A 21,503-nucleotide genomic window follows, 5' to 3' on the forward strand; every position below is an offset into this window, starting at 1 on the left:
AGTCGCTGTAGAAGCAAGCGAAATGTGCGACACGTTCGCATAAGCAAGGATGGCATGATGAAGCCGGTGATGATTGGGCAGCTCGCCAGCGAGACCTCGACGAAGGTGACGACGATCCGCTTTTATGAGTCGATCGGGTTGCTCCGATCCGCCCCTCGCACGGCGTCGGGTCGCAGAACCTACGATGCCAGTGACATTGAGCGTTTGCACTTCATCCGCAACGGTCGCCGGCTTGGCTTCTCCGTCGACGAGATCCGTTCGTTGATGGGGCTGGCGCAGAACCCGGACCAGGATTGTGGTGCCGCCTCAGCTATCGCTGCTCAGCACCTCAAGGATGTGGAGGAGAGACTGGCGCAACTCGCGGTGTTGCGGGATGAGTTGGCAATGCTCAGCCAGAGCTGCACCAAGGCGCGCATGGCCGATTGTCGGATCATGAAGGCGATCGGCAAAGGCCACCCTCAAGCCGATCAATAATAATCGGCCAGCCTGAGCTCGCGCACATCACCCGAGGCCATCGTCAGCTTTACGAGGGTGCCAGCAGGCCGGGAGCGCACTTGCCAGAGCTCCCCACGCGTATAGTTCGCATCGATCGAATGGCCGTTCACCGCCACGATCCGGTCGCCGACCGCCCAGCCAGCCTTTTCCGCGGGACTGTTCGCCGCCACATGAACAACGGTGAGCGCCGTTGGTGAGGCTGCGAGGCCAAGGCCGCTACGGTCCTTCAGCATCGGCAGGCGACGACGAGGACCGAGTGGCCGGAGCCACACGAATCCGGCGGTCACGTCGAACACCACGTCGAATTGAGCGATCAGCGGTAGGCCGACATTGCCAACCGTGCTGGTGGAGAGCCAAGCTCTCATCCCGAGTGTGGGGACGTTCGAGACGCCAAGCCCTTCGATGTTGATGTTCTGGATCGTGAAAGCATCGTTGATACGCACACCATCGACGCCGCCGATCGCCGCGGTCGAGACGAGCTTCCCGTTCAACAGCCCTTGATCGCGGGCATAGGCCGACGAGAGCATCAGCGCGGCCGAGCTGCCAAGATCGATCATCAAGGGCACGGGAGGCAAACCCGAGACGGAAGCTCGAATGAACAGCTCCTGCTTGGCACCGCGCCCGAGCGCGACAGCGCGCCAGTCGGGACCGGCGAGAAACGTGCCTGACTTGACGACCGCCATACGCCTTTTCGCGAAATCGAGCGCGATGCAGCTACCCGTGAACATATCGGCACCGAGGAGGATATCGATCGGTCGTCCGAAGGCCGCCGACACTGAACTCAGATCACCAACGACGGCAAAGGGTAAGCGACGGGTTTCGCGGGCGAGCTGTACGTCGATGTCGCGGACCAGCAGCACCGGGGCCTTGGCGCTCAGCCCGCTAATCATGCGCCGCTCACCATCGTTCAAGCCGAGCTTCGCCGCGAGCGCCGTGCTCATGATCGACGCGCCGCTGCCACTGTCGAGCACCGCCCGCACCGGCACTCCGCGCACTTGTGCCGAAACAAGGAGGGTATCACCCGTGCCGACTTCCAGCGGCTCCCATTCGAGGTGAGCCGCACCGAAGTTCCACGAGCCCGCAGACCGGGAAGTCTGTCGCGCGAGCGTTGGAGAACCGAGCACCAAGCCGGTTCCACAGGCCACCAGCCGCGCCACTAATGAGCGTCGAGACATACCGATTGCTTCAACACGGGCCGTCAAAAAGCCACCTCCAGCCCCCCGTCCGCAGGAGAGCAAATTGCGGTTACATGCTCCAGCCACTGGAGGAGCAAGTGCTTTTGGTGCGCCCGAAAATCCTCAGAAGCGCTTGGAGAACTTTAGATGAAGGATGGTGCAGACCGCTTAGATGCCTTCCCGATAACGAACGGTTCCGGGGGACGCTGGGCCGATCGGGACCGCGAACGGTGTAAACGCTCGCGCTAAGTGGCGGCATTCTGATCGCGCTATTTGTCGGCGAGCGTCGCTACGCGGCTACCGGCTTGGTCTCGGCCGATCGCACATAGGCGTAGAGTTTTGGCTTGGAGATGCCGAGCATCGAGCAAATCTTGGCGATCGGCATCGTGTTCTCGTGGTAGAGCCTGACGGGCAGGTCGCGCTTGTCCTTGCCGAGTGCGGCCGGCCGGCCACCCTTCTTGCCGCGAGCGCGGGCTGCGGTGAGACCGGCCTGGGTCCGCTCGCGGATCAGGTTGCGCTCGAACTCCGCCAATGCCCCGAACAGGTGGAAGGTAAGCTTGCCCGACGTGGTGGTCGTGTCGATCGCCTCGTGCAGGCTCAGCAGCCCGACCTTTTCCTCGTCGAGGTAGGTCATCCATCCGATCAGATCACGGAGCGAGCGGCCGAGCCTGTCGAGGCGCCAGACCACCAGTGTGTCGCCGGCGCGAAGCAGCTCCTTCACCTTTTCCAATCCAGGGCGAGCGGCAGTCGCCCCGGAGGCCTTGTCGGTGATGACCTTCTCGCAGCCGGCAGCCTTCAGCGCATCACGCTGGAGGTCCAGGTTCTGCTCGGCGGTCGATACGCGGGCGTAACCGATTTTCATGCGTAGGGCCGGTGGCGCCCCGATCGGGCGCGGTTTGGGAAGAAAGTCGTCATCGGCAGGTCTATGTTGCCCTAGTTTTCTTTACCGGGTAGATTTACGTCGAACAGGCCGGTTTGGCAACGCGAGCGGACTCGCATGGCGATGGGCAGGCAAATCTCCGTTTTCCTTACCTGCGACACGGACCGTCGGCGGTGACGCATCCGGCGCTTGTCCCGCCGCTGGCGATCGAGCGCTACCGCGTCCTTGAACCGCACCTCGCCGATGGCATCCCGCTCGCGGACCTCGCCCGCACCGGCACGCTGAGCGAGCGGACGTTGCAGCGCTGGCTCGGGCGCTACCGTGCCGAAGGACTTGCCGGTCTCGCGCGTCTGCCGCGCAACGATCGGGGCAGGCTGCACCTGCCGGAACATCTGGTCGAACTGACCCGCACTCTCGCCACCAAGCGCCCGCGACCCCCGGTCGCCGCCATTCACCGAAAGGTGCAGGAACTCGCCATCGCGCATGGACACCGAACCCCCAGCTATGCGGCCGTCGCGCGTGTCGTCAGGGCGATACCGGCAAGCCAGATCGCCGCAGCCTCCGATCCGGCCGTCTACCGCGACCAGCACGAGCTAGTGCATCGGCGCGAAGCCGCGACCTCGAACGAGATGTGGCAGGCCGATCATACCGTTCTCGACATTCTCGTGCTCGATGATGCCGGAACCCCGGTGCGTCCTTGGCTGACCGTCATCGTTGACGATCACAGCCGAGCCATCGCCGGTTACTTCCTCAGCCTCGATGCCCCCAGTGCCCTCAACACGGCGCTCGCCTTGCGGCAGGCGATCTGGCGCAAGCCCAATCCCGAATGGATCGTCAGCGGCATTCCCGAACAGCTTTACGTCGACAACGGCTCGGATTTCATCTCCGAGCATATCGAGCAGGCGTGCATCGCCCTCAAAATCCGCCTCATCCATTCGCTGCCGGGGCGTCCTCGCGGGCGCGGCAAGATCGAGCGGCTGTTCCGCACCATCAACGACATGTTCCTGCCCGACCTGCCCGGCCACCTGATCGCGGGCAAGCCGCTGTCGGCGCCAGTGCTCACGCTCGACGAGCTGCGCGCCCGCTTCGAGGCGTTCGTGTGCGGCGTCTATCATCGTCGCCCGCATGGCAGCACCGGCGAACCGCCGATCACGCGCTGGCAGAAGGGCGGGTTCCTGCCCGCAATGCCCGACAGCCTTGAACAGCTCGACATGCTGCTCGTGCACGTGCCCAAGCCCCGTAAAGTGCTGCGCGACGGCATCCGTCTGATGGGCAGGCGCTATGTCGAACCCACGCTCGCGGCCTTCGTCGGCGAGCAGGTCGAGGCGGTCTATGACCCCCGCGACCTGACCGAGATCCACGTCTACCACCAGGGCCGGTTCGTCTGCCGTGCGCTCAGCTCCGAGCACGCTGGGCACCCGTCGTTGCGCGCGATCCAGCGCGCCCGGCGCGGCGCGAAGGAGCGCGACAAGCAGGTGCCTGCCCCCACAGAGACCTTCGATGGCGACCAAGAGGATACGGCTTCCCGGCCCACCACCTACCGAGGGCTCCGGCTCTACGCCGCTGACGATTGAGTTCCTGGTCGAGCAGCCGTTCCTGGCGACCCGCGAACATGCCCGGTTCGTCGAGTTTGCCGAAGCCTGCGCGCACTACCGCTATATCGGCGTGTGTCATGGCCGGCCGGGCGTCGGAAAGACGCGATCGGCGCGCGAGTTTTCCAGCTTCCCCGACCTGGGGGAATATGCCGCGCTCCGTCCCATTGCCGCGCTCCTTGGCGAAAAGGTCGCTCGCTGCCGCGCCGTCTTCTACACCGTGTCGGTCAGCAACACGCCCAAGACGATCGACGCGGTGTTGGGCCTCAACCTCATTAAGCTGGGCTATGCCCGGCTGACGGTCGCGGGCGGCTCGCAGGACGAAATCACCCATGACGCCGCCCGCATCGCCTGCCCCCTCGTCATCGTCGACGAGGCCGACCGCCTGACCATAAAGTCGCTCGAACATCTCCGCGACATGGCCGATCGCCACGGCTTCGGGCTGATCCTGATGGGTATGCCGGGCTTGGAGAAGCGCCTCGCCCGCTATGCCCAGCTCTACTCGCGGATCGGCTTCGTCCACGAGTTCAAACCGCTTACCGAGACCGAAATGCGGCTGCTGCTCGCGACCCACGCCGGCGATTTCGGGATCAGCTTCGACCCGGCCCAACTCGACGCGATCGAAGCGCAGGCAGCCGTGATCCGCATCACGCGCGGCAACTTCCGGCTCATGGAGCGCCTGTTCGCGCAGATGCGGCGGATCATGACCCTCAACCGCGTCGAGGAGGTCACCGCTGACATCGTTCAGGCCGCGCGCGATTGCCTCGTCATCGGACCCGGCAACTGACAAATAGCGCGATCAGAACGCCGCCATTTAGCGCGAGCGTTTACACAGGATAAGATCCATACCGTTTCCGGAACCACTTTCTTGTTTCCTCTTCGAAATTGGACTGTGCTGATGAGTTTGAGCGATGGTGGCTTCGCTCATACACTACGCGCTACCAGGCCCCTGCCCGTTTCTTAGGCTTAACGTTGTAGCTCAAGACCCCGGGGGCTCAGCCTCCCTTCTCCGGTTCTTGCCGCTGCGCAAATCCCTCGATCTACCTGCCGCCGTCGTGTGGTCGCACGGCATCATCCAAAGACCTATTTAGGCCGTCATGACTAGCCAATCTTCGCCATAAGGCGCCCCGCCGCCCCCTGCTCTGCCGCGAGATTGCGATTATAAGCGAGCGGCATCCGCGGCGACTTCCACCGCAGCGCGTCCATGATGCCGGCCAAATCCTCCCCGCTGGCGAACAGGTCCTGATTGAGCCCGATCCGCGTCGAGTGCGCACTGATCCCCTTCAGCAACCGCGCCAGATCGTCCGCCGTCAAATCGGGCAGCGCGCCACGGTCGAACGCGCGGCCGATGATCGACCGAAAGATTGGTCCGATCGAGCCCGGGTGCAGCGCCACGGTGCCGATGTCATATTCGACGCGCGCCTTCACCGCCGGCTTGGACAGCGTCTTGCGCAGATCCCACGTCTCCCGGCCCGAGATGCTGTCGATCGGCCGACCGCGCACGGCTGCCCGCGCCTTGTAGCGCCGCACCTGCACCCGCCGGAACAGCGGCCCTGTCGTGATCCCCGCCGCTTCGGTCCACGCCGCGATCGCCGCGACGGTGCGCGGGCTGAGGTAGGCGGTCGCCCCCTCCCCGTCTTGATCGCCCTTATGACGCAGAATCTGCAGCAGCCGCGCTTCGGGATCGATCGCCTCCTCAATATGCTCAATGGCGACCGCCACCAGTTCGGAGGCGCGCAGCCCGGTGTCATAAGCGGCCGATAGCAGCGCCCGATCACGCAGCCCCGGCAGATCCTCGCCACAACTCTCGAGCAGCGCGCGGATGTTGAGCCCCCGCGCCTTGTCGCGCTCGACGTCGCGCACCGGGCCCTTGAACCGCAGCGGCCGCGCCTGCTTCTGCGCAGCCCCCTTCTCGCGGCGCACCGTCTGGAGCCGCAGCTTCACCAGCGGCGCCGGCGTCGGATCCTTGAGCTCGAGCAGCTGGTGGATCTTGGCGATCGACGCCTTGTAGCGGGATAGCGAGGCCGGCCGGCTCCCCTTCCCGGCCCGCGCGTCGAGATAATCGGCCACGGTCTCGGGCGTGGCCGGCAGCGCGATCCGGTTGTTGCGCCTACACCACGCATCGAACGCCTCGACGTCGGACTTGAGCGCACGGATGCTATGGGGCGATGAAGCGGCCTGATAGGCGGCGATCAGGCCCTCGTTGACGGTGATGCGCTCGCCGGCGCGCATCTGCACGATCGTCCACGCAAGGTCGGCCGGCGCCCTGACGGCCGGCAGGACAGCCTCAGGCGGCGCTACGGGGATTTCTGGCCCTTCCCGGGCGGTTTCGGTGCTCACGACGCGCCTCGCTCCTCAGCCGCGCTTGTAGCCCACCTTATAAAGAACGGTCAAATCTGCTTATGTGATAACTGCAATTATCAAGGGTTAATATCCGAAAGCATCCGACTGGTTGTATAGTTATTGCTTGCTTGCTATACATATCTGAGAGCGCATTGATTTGACGGGGTTTTATGACCTCACCGCTGGCCTTTCCGTGTTACGGACCCGATGAACCGCCCTCCCCCGCGGATATCGAGGCGCTGTGCGCAACCCAGGTGCACGCGGCCCGCGCCCTCGGTCAGCTTGATGCCGCCCTCACGTGGTGTCCGCCCGACATATATCCCATCCTCGCTGCGCGTCTCATTCGCGAGACGCTGATCTCGGCGCTGCGGCAGGAAGGGCATGCGTTCACCGACGCTCGCTTCCATGCCTGGTTCGCGGGGCTTGTACCACTTTCCGACGAACCGCTCCAGTTCGCCCTCGCCCCCCGCGCTCTGGTGACCACCCTGCTCGCCGAGATGACCCGCAGCAGCTGGGCGCCGCTGGCGGACGCGGCACGTGGATTTGAAAAAGCCTGTCTGGCCCTGCGGGACCTCGACAACCATCCGGCCGTCGAAGCCGCGCTGGCCGCCATCGACGAGGCCGCGACGCTGGTGGCAGATCTGGAGCCGGCCCCCCTCCCCTTTGCGGCCCTGGCCGCCCTCCACCGCGCCATCGGCCAAAGTCCGCGCTTTGCCCCCGCCGAGCGTGCAATCGAGCCGATCACGCTCGGTGGGCGACAAGTGGCGATTGAGCGGGCGCGGCCGCCCTCGCCGCGCTGGGCGGTCGAATACGCCTTTGCCGCCCATCTGCGAGCCACCGGCGCATTGAGTGCGGTACTGCCGCTGAACGGCCTGATCCGGCTCGATACGGTGCGCGCGGCCGACGTCGACGAAAAACCGGCACATGCCGCCATCGTTCAGTCCGAAGCGCTGCGCGATGCCCTGAATCACCTCAACAGCCTTCTGGTTGAGGCCCGCGACATATGCAGAGACCTCGCCGATCGTTATAGCGGGAAGCGCGCGAGTTCACGTGCCCCGCAACTCTACGGCCTCCTCTCCGGCTTTGGCCCGCTGCGTTCGTCCCAGATCGAAGCCGTGCTGGGCGCCACCCGCCTCGGGGTGCGGACCATGCTTGCCGCCCTGTCGCAGGCAGGCGACCTGACCATCGAAACCCTGTCGGGGGTCAAGCTCTATTCGGTTACGCACACTCGGGCGCCCCTTGCGCCATCCGCGCTGACCGATGAACCGGGCCACTTTTCGAGTGAGGCGCTCGAGGACTATGATGCCGCGCTCGCGCAGATCGACGCCCTGCTGGCGCGCTACGACGATCGAGACGATCGATCGGACGGCGAAAGCTGAAATCCGGCGAAAATCGCGTCCCCGCAAATGCCCCTTACAGCGCCAAAACGACACTGAGCCAGGCACGACTATAGCAAGGGCCTCAAATCGCGCTGTACGGGCTTCTCAGGGCAAATTTACATGCCGAGCGCGCCACGCCGACCGTCATCCACCCAATTTTGCACCAATGAGCTGCCTATGAAGCCGAACAAGCCATGTCCGTAATCGCGCGCCGCATGGCGACCGATCGGACCGCCCCGTCGGGCGCACCGCACGCGCCAAGTCGCGCGCGGCCTTATCGAGGCGTGCCAGCGACGTCGCAAGCCTGTCATCGCGGCGAGACCCATCGGATGCCGGCATCACCGACAAGGGCAATTGATGCTCGTGACACCACAAGTTGGCGCTCGATATTCATTCCTTGCGATATGAAGCGACCGCCCTTCGGCTAGCATGCCGGACCAGCAGCATGCGCACCCATAGTGGCGCAGGGCGGGTGGCAACAACCAATGCGCGGGCCACGCGGAAAAACCGTCCATCACCGCAGCGCTGCCGATATTCACTGCCCATCCCAGCCCGGTAACGAGTTCGTCGATGGCCGCATGATGCCACGTCGGCAGGTCGAGCTTGCCGCGCGCCGGATCATAATCTTCCGGATCGGTATCGAAATCGAAATAGCGGAACAAGGTTCTGCGCGAGGTGTCGTGGCGCCGCGCGATCCGGTCAAGCCACGAATCGAAACACTCTTCAGGCTGGCGCTACCATCGTTGGAATTCGTCACCACCGGCCTTGCTATGATGCTCTCGCTTGTGTTGCAGCCTTCCGAGTTCGTTTCCCCTTCCCTCTTGAATCTCTTTCAAAGAGAGGAAGCGCCGCAGGCGGCGTTACTTCGTTTAGACTCTAAGGTTCAAAAGTTAGCCTGTGGACGGCTTGCCTGCGACTCACGGATTCATCACGAGTCGCGCGCATTGCCCCGTTCCTAAAATACCGTTCGGCCGTTCCCGAAGTACCTAGCTATCCGTTCCCATTGAACCGTGATTCGGTTCCCAAAGTACCGTGCTGCGTTCCTGAAATACCGTGCCTCGGCTCGTGCTGTCCTGTGAGTAAAATGCGTTTTACCGGGACCTATATACCGGAAAACAGGGTCTTTTCCAGCGTTCAGGCTATTTCAGATTGCCTCATTTGGCGGGCGGTTGCGTCCGCGGGTTAGCGGCTTACGGATCGATTCGGCGACCCCAGATTCGCAATAGCGACTCGCCACGGTATTTCAGGAACGCCGAGGTGCCCTCTGGGGTGCTTCGCCGCTGTAGGACATCGCCGTTTGGTTAAATCGATGGCGCGAGACTGGCTCATAGGTGCGTGCCGGCAGCGACTTCGTCCGGCCGTTCGGGCGCCCTCCTGGCCTTTGGACCGAATTCATCGGGCCGTACACGGTACTTGGGGAACGGCTATTCCAGTGGCCCCGCAACGGAGTTGGGCGCCGGCTCCGCCAGTGTGGGGCATTCTCACGGTATTTCAGGAACGGCCTTGCGCTCAGGGCCTTGCGCATCTGTTGGTCAACATGGAGAGGCCCCCTACCCGCCCGCTCGGCGTGGCTCCCGTGACCGTCGGGCGAGCCTGAACATTGACGTCGTGCAGCCTGATCCGGCCTCGGCGCGTCTTGCAGGCGTCTGGCGCGCGTTCCCAATATACCGATATCTTGCGGTCGCGCTCTGTTGTGCTGTTCTGCTTTCAGATTTCTGAGTGCCGGGCGCTGGACGTCTCACTGACCGTCGCCATTGCGAGGACCCTATTGCGATCACGGCGTACGGATCGGGCGGAGAATCCGCAGGTGAGGGTGGGCCGCCGGGCAGGGTGATTGGTCAGCCGCGATGCCGGCGGGTTTGACGCGGTACTACAGGAACGGTCGGTCGGGCAGTTCCACGGTCTGCGGCTGTTGACCTAGAGGGCAGGGCGCTGCTTGGAGCAGAACGTCGCGAATATCTGGGTGATGTTCTTGGCGTTGTAGGCGATCTCGCGTTGACGCAGGAACGCACGAAAGTCGCTGGCCACCAGGCCGTAGTCTCGCTGCGGGCTCGGTAGGTTGGCGCGAGCGATCGCGCCGAACGGTGTGTGCGCAATATGACCGTCAGGGAAGACGATCTCCCGTTCGTCGGCCGAAGCTTTGCTCAACACGGTTTTGGAAGCTGGCGCGGGGACCGGGGCAGGGGAGGGGGTTCCTACTGCCTCCTGGGACAGGTCTCGGCGGACCATGCGCAGGAAGGGTTCAGCGTCATCCCGCGATTCCAGCTCGAGCGAATAACCGGGTAGGGAATCCTCTTTCACGATCTTGGTCATCTCGAACTTGAACCGACGGTAGTCGCCTTCAGCGCCGGATTTCTCGAACAAGGTGGGCATGGAAATGGCAAATCCATCGGAACCAGCGCCGCCGGCATGCTTCCTGGCAACCCGATAGAGCCACCGCTCGCGTCCGCCCGTTAGCGAGAAATACGCAGGATCGATCGCGAGGACGCCGCCCTCCATGAGCACGCCGTCATAGAACCATTTGGCGAGGGTGATCCGCATGCCGCGGATATTGCCCGTGCGATCCTTCAGCTGGCTATAGCTATCGATCCAGGAGAATGTCGTTTCGACCGAGTCTCCCGAGCGGATGTTCGTCTTGACGGTCGTCGACTGCAGCCTGTCGAGCGCATTGCCGAGGAGATCATAGGCGCGCCCGCCAACTTCGCGCTTAAGCGTCCGGAGCATGTCATAGGGCACGACATGCAGGGTCTGGGGAATGTCGTTCGTTCCGCGGCGCTTGTGTTCGATGAGCACCGACGCGCAGTAGATGAGAATGTCGAGATCGTAGATCGTCGCCAGCCCATACTCCGAGTTCGCCGTGACATGCACGGTGATCTTCCGGTCGGGGCTTACATAATCGATCGGCTTCAGGCGCTTGCGCTTGGACAGAGAGAAGAACGGCCGCTCCATCGTCTCGCGCTGGTCCCGGAGGGGCAGCGTCGTGAGCTGAGGAAGAAAGAGGTCGACCTGACCGTCTTCGCGGGCGTTCTTTGGCATCGCATGTCCTGGGCGGAGTAAAACACGTTTTACTCTCATCTAACTGATTGTTTTACAAATATAATCCCTAAATCCGTCCGTCGTCACCGAGTGAATTTCGCAGCTTCCAAAACCGGCCGCAGGGTCTCGAGGATCTCATCGATCGAGGCCGCGCCGCGCGGATTGATATTGACCGTAATCCCCTTGGCCCTGGTGTCGACGAGGATCTGCCCGATCTGCGCACCGCCGGCCATCGTCAGAGCCGCCTTTGCCCTGCGAGCCGGTTGCGCCTTGGTCGGCTGCGCTGCGCCGGCAAGGCGTTCGCACACTTTGCTGCCTTCGATCCGGTCGGCACCGGCATTACGCAAGGCGGCCTGCTCAGCCGCGATCTCGATCGCCGCTGCAACGATGCCATCGCGATGCCGCTCGTCCTTCAGCAGAGGCGCCAGGCGCATGCCGTGACGAACCTTGATATCGCCTGGATCAGCAAAGGCGGAAACGACTTCGTCCGGGAGCTCCGAGAGCTGCAGGAGGTTGTGAAGGTTCTGCTTGGGGATCGCGAGCCGGTCAGCCATCTGCGTCCGGACACCGCCATAATAGGCATCGACGGCATGACGGTAGTTGCGCGCGCGTTCGAGATCGGTGACATCCTCCCGTTCGCGGTTTTCAAGGTCCGCTAGCCGGAAGGCACCTTCGTCGTCGAGCGTTTCGATCCGCGCCACCAACTCGATTTCCGAGTGGTTGTTGGCGTGGAGCCAGGACACGCAGAAATGGCGCCTCGTTCCGACGATGAGCTCGTAGGGCCGATCGCTATTGGGAGTCCGGCGAACGACCACCGGCTCGCGGTTCGTGCCTTCTTCCCGAATGGATTCGATCAACGAGGAACAACGATCGTAGCTGAGCGCCGCGTAATCGCGCGCGTTGCCGCGCCAGATCGAGCATTCCGAGGGCTTCAGGCGAATCGTGGGCCGTTTGACGGTGCGGGCGATCTCATCGAACGCGATGCCGCGCCGCTCCAAGAAGGACGGGGCAGCGGGCTCCTCGCCCGGCAATTCCTGGACCGCGAGGTCCTGGCCATCGTCTTTCGCAATCGGGGTTGGCACCGGCGTCGTGCCGATGCTCTCGATGGCGTTTGTCAGGAGACTCCGTCGCTTGCCGCCCGCGCTGCTCATGCCGCCTCCGTCAGCCGATCGGTGCCAAGCTGCGCCATCCGGGACGGCCACTGCTTGCAGATATCCTTCTCAATCTCCCGGAACACCATGTTCAGGTTGTCCCGACAACGCGTGTAGGTCTGGTGCGAGCCATAGGGCTTGTTTATCTCGTAGATCGACGACATTGAGAGCCCGGCGTTCTTGACCTCTTCGGAGAGGAGGATCGGTGTCGAGAGCATCTGCCCGGCATAGGTCTTTTCCATGACCTGCAACATCTGCGCTTCATTGGTGCGACTGGGCTGGAACATGGTGCAGACGATCCGGATGAACCCGTAGTCGATCGAAGAATCGAACTTCGACACCAGTTCCATGGCCTCACGGCAGGTCTGCATGAAATGAATGGTCGACAGATAGTCGAGCTGCCTCGCGGGAACGGGAATCAACAAGCCATCAGCCGCGGTCAGCGTGTTGACGCCGAGGAACCCCATTGCCGGGGGCGGATCGAGAATGACGACGTCATAGTCGTAGCGAACCTCTTCCAGCCCGATCCGCAGCATCCGGAAAGCCCCGGCGATGGCCGTCGGACCCTCCTCGATCGTCGCCGTCAACTCCCACTCGGTATCCTGCAATCCGAGGTTCGCCGGGCAGATGTCGATATTCGGCCAGCAGGTCCTCTGGATCGTCTTGCGGAGCGAATCGGCCTCGTCGATGCGCGGCGACAGGAAGTTTGATAGCGTGTGCGTTTCGTCGACCAGCGCTTCGAGATTGACGTCGAACATCACGCTCATGGAGGCCTGCGGATCGCAGTCGACCACTAGGACGCGGTATCCGCGCAGACCGAGATAATCCGCAAGATGCTTGGCGGTCGTGGTCTTGCTGACCCCGCCCTTGAAGTTCTGCGTGGCGAGCACGACCGCCCGTTCCTCGGGCAATTTGCCCATTTTGATACCCAGGGCCTCGCGAATCGCGATCAGGTCCTCAACGGTATAGAAACGGCGTCCATTGGCCGCCGTCTTGGGCGCGGGAAGCCGCCCGCGCGCTTCCGCTTTGGACAACGCCTCAGGCGTGCGGCCGAGAAATTCCGCGGCGACCGTAGCGCCCATGGAGATGTTCAAGGTCTTCCGGTCGGAGGGGTCGATCGCCGCCTGGCGAAGCACGCTTTTGGCATTCTCGCACGAGGTGATCATCGCGTCGAGAATCTGACCCGAAAGCATCGTGATGTCCCCCTTCTCAGCAATATTTGGCAGGGGTTCGTGAAAACGGACCCTGAAATGACCATAATTCGGGACAACTATGCCAAATTGAGGGTGGTTAGTCAAATTGGTGCCATTGCGGGTCAACGAGCCGGTACAGACCCGAGAACGGCTGAGTCTTTCAGGACGCGTCCAGCAGCCGAAATAACCCCAAAAATCTACACACGGCAGGCAATACTCACAAATGCCATGCGGCGCGGCGTATAGATTTCCGCGAGCCCCTATCCAAAGAAGACCGCAGCCACCAGCGATCCCAATCACGAACCTCGTCCGAATCGCGCAGGCCCAAGACGCGCAAATCGATGTCTTGCGACTCACCGTGGGGAAACGCCTGATCCTTGCACGCACGACATGAATTGAGGAGCGTGGTTCGATGGTTGAGCGCCTTTTTCGCCCAAGAGCCTGGCGTTCCGACATTCCACCATCCTCAATGCTGCCCATGTGCGATCTTTGGCGCTCTGAAAAAGGGGAGGGGGAGACCCGCTGGTGAAAGGAGCTGATCAATGGCTCTCACCGCGATACGACCAACCCAAGACCTCATCGATCTCGTCGGCAGCCTCGGAGGCAGCTGGCACGGTCGTACTGCCATGTGCCTTTGCCCCGCCCATGCCGACCGGGAACCAAGCCTGTCGATCAGGCAGGGGGATCGGGGAATCCTGGTGACCTGCTTTGCTGGCTGCAGCCGGGAGGACGTGCTTCGCGAGCTGCGCCGGATACCGATCAGCCGCCGTTTCGCCTACACCGACACGCCGACCACGGTCGCGGGCAATGCGCTACGTCTCTGGGACGAAGCCTTGCCGGTCGAAGGAACCCTGGCCGAGCGCTATCTGAGCGGCCGTATCTTGCTGCCGATCCCTGGCGACCTGCGTTTCCATCCGCGCTGCCCTTATCGACCGCGTCCCTGGACCACCTATCATCCAGCCCTACTCGTGGCCGTGCGGGAAGGTCGGACGCTTACGGCGGTGCAGCGGATCTTCCTCGTTCCGGAAACGGCGCGCTACCGCATGAAGTTGATGCTCGGCAGGCCGCTGCGGGGGGCATGGCAATGCGGCGGGACCCAGGAGGGCAGGCTTGCGCTCGCCGAAGGGTTCGAGACCGCACGCGCATTCACGCTGCTCAATGCGATTCCCTGCTGGGCGAGCCTTGGCGCGCGGCGCCTCAACCAGATCCTGCTACCGGAGCACGTCACCACGCTCGTTCTTGCGCAGGACAATGATGCTGAGGGTCGCCGAGCCGCCGATCTTGCCGAAGACGCCTATGCAAGGGCCGGTCTCGTGATCGAGCGGATGCCGCCGCCGCCCCGCATCAAGGATTGGGCACGCGTACTCGAGCTGAGCACATCCCTCTAACGCGCTCTGAACGAATGCCCGGTTGGCAAGCAGGCTGCCGCTATCTGTCATCGTTTTTCCGGCGCGCGTTTTGCCGGTCATGCGCGCGTCCCCCAGCGACAGTGACCGCGAAACACAGGATCAGCAGCAGGATCGAGACGACGATGATCGCGAAAATGACCATGATTACCTTCTTGCGGAACGCGTGGGAATGCAGGCGTGTGATGGTGTGCTCATCAGGCCGCGCGGCGCCCGCCCGATCGACGTGGCCAGCGCAGCCGGCGTAGGATCCCGACACCAGCACGCGGAGCGCGCGTGTCGGTGTCATCGCTGCTCCGCTCCTCTTTATCGAGAGATTGGGGATCGAACGGTGACGCGAACCGGCCAGGCAAGGCGAACTCCCACAGGACTGCCGTCCGATCGGCATGATCCATCGTTTGGCCCTATCCTTATACGAAACGCTTGCCTGCATCGTTAAGATGCGAGTTTTGATGTTTGAAACATCAATAACCTTGACGCGGCGCGCTGTTCGGCAGGGCGTCTGCCACCCTATGGGTGCAGCCGGCGCGGTCGGGCACCGCGGCGGAGAAGTCAAAGGGAAGGGGGAGCGAAGGATTGATGCTGCCGATGGGGCAGCCAGTCCGGAGACCCCACCATGTCCGATCTCTTCGATACCACCACCGCGGCCGAGCGCCGCGCGGCCACGATTCTCGTCGATCGTCTGCGTTCGACCGAGCCGATCACCCGCGCCGACCTCAACGCCGCGATGGTCGAGGGCTATGGCGGAACGGATGCCGATGGCCTCTGGACCCAGCGCGACAGCTTCGAAATCCTGGAGCACGTTCTCGCGCATTACCTCCAATTCAGGCCCTATCCGCTCGGCTCGCTGAGCGATGTCGCGGCGGCGTGCGACCTGCTCGACCGGTTGCCCACCCAGACCGTGCGCAGCGAGGACCAGATCGAATGGCAGCAATTCTCGACGCCCGTCGATCTCGCCGCGGTCGCGGTCCTGCTCGCCAATGTCCAGACCGGCGATGTCATTCTCGAACCCAGCGCCGGCAACGGTCTCCTCGTAGCACACTGCCGCGACTTCTCCGCGCTCCAGCTCAACGAATATGCGCCCGCCCGCCGCGCGCGGCTCGCCGACGTCTTTCCCGACGCGGTCGTCACCGGACATGACGGCGCCACGATCAACTCGACCCTCGCCGATGCGCCGCGCCCCAACCTCATCCTGATGAACCCGCCCTTTTCCCGCTCGGTAGGACTGGGCGCGGACGCCCACGCCGCGGTGCGCCATCTCCAGGCGGCGCTGCGGCGGCTGCAGATCGGCGGACGGCTGGTCGCGATCATGCCCGACTGGTTCGGGCCCAATGCGCGGATGCGCGATCTCTTCGAGACGACATTGCGCGACGTCAGCGTCCGGACATCCGTGCGTCTCGAGAAATGCTATCTCAAGCATGGCACGTCGATCGCCGTCAGGCTCTTTGTCATCGACAAGATGCCCGGCACAGCCATCCCCGCAACGATCCAGCGCAGCTCCATCCGCGAGCTCATCAGCGCTCTCACCATCCACGAACGCGGGCCCCTTGGCGCACCCTCGGCACCGGCACCAAAGCGGTCGAGCAGTCCTTCGCTGTTCCGAGCGATGAAAAGCGGCCGCGCTCAGCCCCGTCCGTATCATGCTCCCGTGCGCAACAACGTGCTGCCGGTCGACTATATGCCGCTCGACACGCCTGCGCCGCTGCTCGAACAGGTGGGCGTCTATCTTCCCTATCGTCCGAGCCGCATCGCTTTCGATGCCGCCGGCGAGCATCCGACCGCGCTGGTCGAATCCGTCGCGATGGGCTCGATCGCGGCACCTATCCCGGCCTATGTCCCCAATCTTCCCGAACGAACCGTATCGGAGCGCCTGCTCTCAGCCTCGCAGCTTGAGACCGTGGTCTATGCCGGCCACGCCTGGGATCAGTTCCTGCCGGGCAAGTTCAGGCCCGCCAAAGAGGGCGTCGGGCTCGAAGATGCCGAGGACGGCCGCGCCTATCGCAAAGGTTATTTCCTGGGTGATGGCACCGGGGCGGGGAAGGGGCGGCAGGTCGCGGCCTGTATTCTCGACAGCTGGCTCGCCGGACGCCGGCGCAACATCTGGATCTCGAAGAACGAGGCGCTGCTCGAAGACGCGCGCCGCGACTGGACCGCGCTGGGCGGCCTCGCCGCCGACATCCAGCCTCTCGCCAACTGGAAGATCGATCAGGCGATCCCGCTCGAACAGGGCGTGCTCTTCGTCACCTACCCGACGCTCCGCTCGGCGCGTGGCGATCATAGCCGGCTGCAGCAGATCATCGACTGGGCGGGAGAGGACTTCGAGGGCGTGATCGGCTTCGACGAAGCCCATGAGATGGGCGGGGTCGCCGGTGGCGAGGGCGCGCTGGGCAAGAAGGAAGGCTCGCAGCAGGGAATCTGCGGCGTGCTGCTCCAGAACCATCTTCCCGGCGCGCGCGTCCTCTATGCGTCGGCGACGGGGGCGTCCGACGTCAACAATCTCGCCTATGCGGTGCGGCTGGGCCTCTGGGGCCCGGAAACGGCCTTCAGCAATCGCGAGCAGTTCATCTCGGGCATCCGCAAGGGTGGCATTGCGGCGATGGAGCTGGTCGCGCGCGACCTCAAGGCGCTCGGACTCTACACGGCGAGGGCGCTCAGCTTCGCCGGCGTCGAATATGAGATTCTGCGCCACGAGCTCAGTTCCGAGCAGATCGCGATCTACGATGCCTATGCCGACGCCTGGGGCATCATTCACCGCAACATGGAACATGCGCTCGAACTGACGGCCGTGGTCGACGGGATCGAAAATGCGACCCTCAACAGCGGGGCCAAGGCGTCGGCGCGATCTCGCTTCGAATCCACCAAGCAGCGCTTCTTCGGCCAGCTTCTCCTCAGCATGAAGCTTCCGACCGTGATCGCTGCGGTGAAGGCGCACCTGGCCGGTGGACAATCGGTCGTTCTCCAGCTGGTGACGACCGCGGAATCGATCCTCGACCGGCGGCTGGGCGAGCTCTCGCCGGATGAGCGCGCGAACTTGGAAATTGATCTGAGTCCTCGGGAGATCGTGTTATCCGGAGATCCAGATAAGAGGAATTCTTTGCAGTCGAGATTTATGTCGAGCGGTTCGCGCGCAGGCGCGGATTTGCGGGATGAGGGCATCGATTCTACTCCAGATAATTAAAATGACCCCAGCCCCAACAAGCTGGAGGAACTATGACGTTGCCAAAGACGGTCGTTTCATACGGACGGCCCAAACCCTGGACGGGGGACGCTCCCACCTCAGATGCTCTATCCACCGCCTTCCACTCTTCTCTTCTGGGGAGTGCGGCGGGATCAGCAGCGCTTTACAAAGCGGCCGCTCGCCATTTCCTGTTCTGGATCGAGCAGCAGGGCATCGCGGTGACCACGGTCGATGACGCTGTCGTCCGACGTTTCGAGAAGCATCGCTGTCGCTGTCAGGGGTTTTCCCGTCACAAGCCCAACCGGCCGACCTTCACCAGCAAGGTCCGCCGCTTCGTTCGCTTCCTGGAGGATCAGGGCATCGTCGCCGTGCCCGATGATATCGATCATCTGGACACGTTGTTGGCGGATTTCGCGACATTCCTCGTGCAGGAGCATTACAGCGCTGCGAGCATCAAGAGTTATCGATCGGAGGCGGCGCACTTTGCCGCCTGGGTCCGGGTCATCCGCCTGCGCTGGGAAGATGTCAGAGACGAACATGTTGCCCAGTATGCCGGCCACGATTGTCGATGCCCGGTTTACCGCAAGCGCGGGACGCTCGTCGGTCACCATGGGCCGCTTCGCCGCAGCAAAGGAGCCCGGCGCTTCCTTGGGTTTCTTCGCGATCGGAACATTCTCTCGCAACTCGATTACCGGGATCACCAGGATGATAATCTGGCCGCCTACAAGACATGGCTGAAGGCCCATTGCGGCAGCTCTGCCGAGACGATCCGGCGCTACTGCGGAGAGGTGAAGCACTGGCTTCCGGAACTGACCAGGCCTTCGGAACTGGACGCGGGCATCATCAGACGGATCGTCAGCCATCGCATTGCCGAGGCGCCGGGTTCCGCCTCGACCATTGCAGGCATCATGCGGAGCTACGTGCGTTTCCTCATTTCGCGCGGCGAGTGCGAGCCGGCGCTCCAGCATGCCTTTCCGCCCATCAGGCGCTATCGGCTCGGCACCCTGCCACGCTACATGGATGATGCGACGGTCGAGAAGATCATTGCGTCCTGCCAGACCGATACCGCGGTGGAGATCCGCGACAAGGCCATCATCTTGCTGCTGGCCAGGCTCGGATTGCGGGCTGGCGATATCTGCCAGTTGCGCTTGACCGATATCGACTGGAACGACGGATATCTTCGGGTGAGTGGGAAGAGCAGACGGCCCGACCGCCTACCGCTGCCACAGGATGCCGGGGATGCGATCCTCGACTATCTTGAGCGGGCTCGTCCGCCGATCGACGAGGAGCGGTTGTTCATTCGGGTGCAACCTCCTTTCCGGCCGTTCAGTTCGTCGGCCGAGATCGCCGGCATCGTATCGCGTGTATTCGATCGGGGCGCCATCGAGGGCGTGCCGACGGGCGCCCACGCCTTCCGGCATTCGCTGGCAACACGGATGCTGCGCGCCGGCGCCGGCCTTGAGTCGGTCGGCACGATCCTGCGCCACCGTTCCCCGGCGACCACCGCCATCTACGCCAAGGTCGACGTCCCGATGCTGCTCAAGGTCGCCCAGGATTGGCCGGGAGACGCGGCATGATGAACACGCAGATCGAGCGGTATGTCGCATTGCATCGCAGTTTCGGCCGCAAGTTTGACGTCCAGGAGCGGTTCCTCCGACTCTTCGCCAACTATGCTCACGGTTTTGGCGATCGGCACGTCACAGTCGAGCGGCTCTACGATTGGTGCCGGTCAGCCAGCTCCCAGAACGTGGCGAGGGACAGGTTCGATCATCTGCGCCGCTTCTGTCTCTATGCCCATGCCGAGGATCGGCAGCACCAAGTGCCGCCAGCAGGCGTCTTCGGGAGAGGGAAGCGACGCCGTCCGACGCCACATATCATCGAGGCCGAGCAACTCAGAGCGATCATGCAGGCTGCCCTTGATCTTCCGCCCAAAGGCAAGATCAGCCCGCATACCTACCACTACCTGTTCGGCCTGCTGGCGACGACGGGTCTGCGGATATCCGAGGCGCTCGCACTCCAACGCGACGATGTGGTCAGCGATGGCCTCATCATCCGCAACGGCAAGTTCGGCAAGCAACGCCTCTTGCCGATCCAGTCATCGACCCGGGAGGCTCTGGACACGTATCTGGACATCCGCGGAAGGCTGAACGCCCGTGGCGATGATCTGTTCGTTACCACGAGAGGCTGCGCGCCGCGCCAGACCGTCGTTCACATCGTCTTCGTCAGATTGGCTCGCGAGCTGGGTTTCCGCGGGCCGACCGGAACGCCGGGCATTCGCGTCCACGACCTGAGGCACACCTTCGCCGTTAGGTCACTGGAGTCCTGCCCGCGCGATCGGGAGGCGATCCGGCATCATATGGCGGCGCTCAGCACCTACTTGGGCCATACCGATGTGGCCAACACATACTGGTATCTCGAAGCAACGCCTGTCCTCCTTCGCGACATCGCCGTCGCAGGTGAGCAGCTTTTCCTGGGAGATGCAGCATGACCGCGCTCGCCCCCCATCTCGCCGCGTTCCTGCGTGATCATCTTCCCAAGGAGCGCAATGTCAGCCGGCATACGGTTACGACCTATGCCAACTGCTTCGCGCTTCTGGTCCGGTTCGCAGCCGACCACCTTAAGCGGCGACCTACCGACCTGGCGATCGAGGATTTCGATCCCGAGCTTATCATGGCGTTCCTCGACCACGCAGAGGATGCACGTAAAAACAGCCCCAGAACCCGCAACGCTCGGCTTGCGGCGATCCGGGCGTTCTTCCGTTACATCGAGTATCGCGTCCCAGCCTGCCTTGATCTCGCGCTGCGTGTTCGCGCCGTGCCGACAAAGCGAACCGACACGACCCTGATCGATTATCTGACACGGGACGAGATCACCGCGGTGCTCGATGCACCCGATCCCCGGTCTCGCCTGGGCACCCGGGATCGCGCCATGTTGCACCTCGCCTACGCCGGCGGTCTGCGGGTCGCCGAGTTGCTGTCGCTACAGATGCAGGACTTTCCGGAACGCTCGCTCGCAACGGTCCACATCATTGGCAAGGGCCGACGCGAGCGTGTCCTGCCCCTGTGGCGCGAGACGCAGGCAGTATTGCGGGCTTGGCTCGCCGTCAGGCCGGCATGTCAAGCGATGGAGATATTCCTCAACGCCGGGGGTAAACCAATGACGCGCGATGGATTTGCGTTCAGGCTGGCCACGCATGTCGCCACGGCGGCGAAGAAGCAGCCATCGCTGTTACGCAAGCGGGTCACGCCCCATGTGCTGAGGCATTCCTGCGCAATGCACACGCTCGCCGCGACTGGCGACATCCGCAAAGTCGCGCTCTGGCTCGGCCACGCCAGCATCCAGAGCACGGAAGCCTATCTGCGTGCCGATCCTGAAGAGAAGCTGCAGATTCTCGCCGCGCACGGGTCGCCGATGGTCAAGCCAGGCCGGTTCAGGCCCCCAGCTGATCCGCTGATCATGATGCTAAACGATATCAGGAAACGGTGCTGATGATCGCACTCCGATTTCAGCAAGAAACCCATCGCCGAGTAGTTGTATTTGTCACATCTACTCGGCGATCTATCAATTCATTGATGAGGCAGAAAACTTGCCTAATATTTCTTTGATTTCATAAACGGCGCTCGCCAACTGGACACCTCGAAGAACCGCTGGATTTGCGTGTAGGGTCGACGGTGC

The 21,503-nt window shown here is 63.2% G+C and carries 17 protein-coding genes and 1 pseudogene; 10 read left to right on the forward strand and 8 right to left on the reverse strand.

All coding sequences use genetic code 11. From position 1 onward, the window contains the following. Positions 1–57 precede the first annotated feature (57 nt). Positions 58–474, forward strand: a complete 417-nt coding sequence (locus ACNHGR_RS00585) for a MerR family transcriptional regulator (protein ID WP_004212867.1) — start codon at positions 58–60, stop codon at positions 472–474. Here the strand turns inward: ACNHGR_RS00585 and ACNHGR_RS00590 are convergent. Together ACNHGR_RS00590 and ACNHGR_RS00595 are read right to left on the reverse strand one after the other, a co-directional pair. Next, positions 468–1,670, reverse strand: a complete 1,203-nt coding sequence (locus ACNHGR_RS00590) for an aspartyl protease family protein (protein ID WP_013039112.1) — start codon at positions 1,668–1,670, stop codon at positions 468–470. The genes ACNHGR_RS00585 and ACNHGR_RS00590 overlap by 7 nt on opposite strands. A gap of 289 nt (positions 1,671–1,959) precedes the next feature. After that, positions 1,960–2,532: a recombinase family protein gene (locus ACNHGR_RS00595; protein WP_009824027.1), complete on the reverse strand. Its 573-nt coding sequence runs from the start codon at positions 2,530–2,532 to the stop codon at positions 1,960–1,962. Positions 2,533–2,723: 191 nt separating this feature from the next. Between ACNHGR_RS00595 and ACNHGR_RS00600 the strand changes: the two genes are divergently transcribed. Both ACNHGR_RS00600 and ACNHGR_RS00605 read left to right on the forward strand, forming a co-directional pair. Beyond that, positions 2,724–4,124: a Mu transposase C-terminal domain-containing protein gene (locus tag ACNHGR_RS00600; RefSeq protein ID WP_004212864.1), complete on the forward strand. Its 1,401-nt coding sequence runs from the start codon at positions 2,724–2,726 to the stop codon at positions 4,122–4,124. Continuing rightward, on the forward strand, positions 4,051–4,929 hold the full coding sequence (locus ACNHGR_RS00605; protein WP_009824028.1) for an AAA family ATPase: 879 nt from the start codon (positions 4,051–4,053) through the stop codon (positions 4,927–4,929). The genes ACNHGR_RS00600 and ACNHGR_RS00605 overlap by 74 nt, the downstream gene beginning before the upstream one ends. Positions 4,930–5,243: 314 nt before the next feature. Here ACNHGR_RS00605 and ACNHGR_RS00610 read toward each other — a convergent pair whose 3' ends face one another. Further along, the gene (locus ACNHGR_RS00610) at positions 5,244–6,482 is read right to left on the reverse strand and encodes a site-specific integrase (RefSeq protein WP_013039113.1); all 1,239 of its coding nucleotides are present in this window, start codon (positions 6,480–6,482) and stop codon (positions 5,244–5,246) included. 173 nt (positions 6,483–6,655) lie between these two features. Between ACNHGR_RS00610 and ACNHGR_RS00615 the strand changes: the two genes are divergently transcribed. Together ACNHGR_RS00615 and ACNHGR_RS00620 are read left to right on the forward strand one after the other, a co-directional pair. Further along, entirely contained in the window at positions 6,656–7,864 is a 1,209-nt protein-coding gene (locus ACNHGR_RS00615) for a hypothetical protein (protein ID WP_475283824.1), read from the forward strand. A gap of 485 nt (positions 7,865–8,349) precedes the next feature. Beyond that, positions 8,350–8,823 (forward strand): hypothetical protein, encoded by a 474-nt coding sequence (locus ACNHGR_RS00620; RefSeq protein WP_137903204.1) that lies wholly within the window; start codon positions 8,350–8,352, stop codon positions 8,821–8,823. Positions 8,824–9,781: 958 nt separating this feature from the next. On the opposite strand, the gene ACNHGR_RS00625 is transcribed toward ACNHGR_RS00620, so the two are convergent. The 3 genes from ACNHGR_RS00625 to ACNHGR_RS00635 form a co-directional block, all read right to left on the reverse strand. Further along, positions 9,782–10,900: a replication initiator protein A gene (locus ACNHGR_RS00625; protein ID WP_017183331.1), complete on the reverse strand. Its 1,119-nt coding sequence runs from the start codon at positions 10,898–10,900 to the stop codon at positions 9,782–9,784. Positions 10,901–10,983: 83 nt separating this feature from the next. After that, positions 10,984–12,051, reverse strand: a complete 1,068-nt coding sequence (locus tag ACNHGR_RS00630) for a ParB/RepB/Spo0J family partition protein (RefSeq protein ID WP_017183332.1) — start codon at positions 12,049–12,051, stop codon at positions 10,984–10,986. Continuing rightward, positions 12,048–13,244 carry an AAA family ATPase gene (locus tag ACNHGR_RS00635; RefSeq protein ID WP_017183333.1) on the reverse strand — a complete coding sequence of 399 codons (1,197 nt, stop codon included), beginning with the start codon at positions 13,242–13,244 and terminating at the stop codon, positions 12,048–12,050. The genes ACNHGR_RS00630 and ACNHGR_RS00635 overlap by 4 nt, the downstream gene beginning before the upstream one ends. 542 nt (positions 13,245–13,786) lie before the next feature. Here ACNHGR_RS00635 and ACNHGR_RS00640 point away from each other — a divergent pair. Beyond that, positions 13,787–14,632, forward strand: coding sequence for a DUF7146 domain-containing protein (locus tag ACNHGR_RS00640; RefSeq protein WP_026002420.1), 846 nt, complete (start codon positions 13,787–13,789; stop codon positions 14,630–14,632). A 40-nt stretch (positions 14,633–14,672) separates the two neighbouring features. Here ACNHGR_RS00640 and ACNHGR_RS00645 read toward each other — a convergent pair whose 3' ends face one another. Beyond that, positions 14,673–14,939 (reverse strand): hypothetical protein, encoded by a 267-nt coding sequence (locus ACNHGR_RS00645; protein WP_017183335.1) that lies wholly within the window; start codon positions 14,937–14,939, stop codon positions 14,673–14,675. Positions 14,940–15,266: 327 nt separating this feature from the next. Here ACNHGR_RS00645 and ACNHGR_RS00650 point away from each other — a divergent pair. Continuing rightward, positions 15,267–17,717, forward strand: a pseudogene (locus ACNHGR_RS00650) (strawberry notch-like NTP hydrolase domain-containing protein); the annotation flags it as partial. 263 nt (positions 17,718–17,980) lie between these two features. Here ACNHGR_RS00650 and ACNHGR_RS00655 read toward each other — a convergent pair. Then, positions 17,981–18,217: a hypothetical protein gene (locus ACNHGR_RS00655; RefSeq protein ID WP_475283825.1), complete on the reverse strand. Its 237-nt coding sequence runs from the start codon at positions 18,215–18,217 to the stop codon at positions 17,981–17,983. Between ACNHGR_RS00655 and ACNHGR_RS00660 the strand changes: the two genes are divergently transcribed. From ACNHGR_RS00660 to ACNHGR_RS00670, 3 genes are read left to right on the forward strand one after another with little or no spacing between them, the layout of a single operon-like run. Continuing rightward, on the forward strand, positions 18,197–19,405 hold the full coding sequence (locus ACNHGR_RS00660; protein WP_475283826.1) for a tyrosine-type recombinase/integrase: 1,209 nt from the start codon (positions 18,197–18,199) through the stop codon (positions 19,403–19,405). The two genes, ACNHGR_RS00655 and ACNHGR_RS00660, sit on opposite strands and share 21 nt — an antisense overlap. Next, entirely contained in the window at positions 19,402–20,316 is a 915-nt protein-coding gene (locus ACNHGR_RS00665; protein WP_475283827.1) for a tyrosine-type recombinase/integrase, read from the forward strand. Before ACNHGR_RS00660 ends, ACNHGR_RS00665 begins: the two co-directional genes overlap by 4 nt. After that, positions 20,313–21,317: a tyrosine-type recombinase/integrase gene (locus tag ACNHGR_RS00670; RefSeq protein WP_475283828.1), complete on the forward strand. Its 1,005-nt coding sequence runs from the start codon at positions 20,313–20,315 to the stop codon at positions 21,315–21,317. Before ACNHGR_RS00665 ends, ACNHGR_RS00670 begins: the two co-directional genes overlap by 4 nt. Positions 21,318–21,503: the final 186 nt, after the last annotated feature.

The sequence above is a fragment of the Sphingobium sp. RS1 genome, assembly GCF_056156825.1.

What these genes read in the sequence shown, in the direction of transcription:
- ACNHGR_RS00585 (WP_004212867.1), top strand. Translation starts at nt 58, where the DNA reads ATGAAGCCGGTGATGATTGGGCAGCTCGCCAGCGAGACCTCGACGAAG.
- ACNHGR_RS00590 (WP_013039112.1), bottom strand. Translation starts at nt 1,670, where the DNA reads ATGTCTCGACGCTCATTAGTGGCGCGGCTGGTGGCCTGTGGAACCGGC.
- ACNHGR_RS00595 (WP_009824027.1), bottom strand. Translation starts at nt 2,532, where the DNA reads ATGAAAATCGGTTACGCCCGCGTATCGACCGCCGAGCAGAACCTGGAC.
- ACNHGR_RS00605 (WP_009824028.1), top strand. Translation starts at nt 4,051, where the DNA reads ATGGCGACCAAGAGGATACGGCTTCCCGGCCCACCACCTACCGAGGGC.
- ACNHGR_RS00615 (WP_475283824.1), top strand. Translation starts at nt 6,656, where the DNA reads ATGACCTCACCGCTGGCCTTTCCGTGTTACGGACCCGATGAACCGCCC.
- ACNHGR_RS00620 (WP_137903204.1), top strand. Translation starts at nt 8,350, where the DNA reads ATGCGCGGGCCACGCGGAAAAACCGTCCATCACCGCAGCGCTGCCGAT.
- ACNHGR_RS00625 (WP_017183331.1), bottom strand. Translation starts at nt 10,900, where the DNA reads ATGCCAAAGAACGCCCGCGAAGACGGTCAGGTCGACCTCTTTCTTCCT.
- ACNHGR_RS00630 (WP_017183332.1), bottom strand. Translation starts at nt 12,051, where the DNA reads ATGAGCAGCGCGGGCGGCAAGCGACGGAGTCTCCTGACAAACGCCATC.
- ACNHGR_RS00635 (WP_017183333.1), bottom strand. Translation starts at nt 13,244, where the DNA reads ATGCTTTCGGGTCAGATTCTCGACGCGATGATCACCTCGTGCGAGAAT.
- ACNHGR_RS00640 (WP_026002420.1), top strand. Translation starts at nt 13,787, where the DNA reads ATGGCTCTCACCGCGATACGACCAACCCAAGACCTCATCGATCTCGTC.
- ACNHGR_RS00645 (WP_017183335.1), bottom strand. Translation starts at nt 14,939, where the DNA reads ATGACACCGACACGCGCGCTCCGCGTGCTGGTGTCGGGATCCTACGCC.
- ACNHGR_RS00655 (WP_475283825.1), bottom strand. Translation starts at nt 18,217, where the DNA reads ATGATCGATATCATCGGGCACGGCGACGATGCCCTGATCCTCCAGGAA.
- ACNHGR_RS00665 (WP_475283827.1), top strand. Translation starts at nt 19,402, where the DNA reads ATGATGAACACGCAGATCGAGCGGTATGTCGCATTGCATCGCAGTTTC.
- ACNHGR_RS00670 (WP_475283828.1), top strand. Translation starts at nt 20,313, where the DNA reads ATGACCGCGCTCGCCCCCCATCTCGCCGCGTTCCTGCGTGATCATCTT.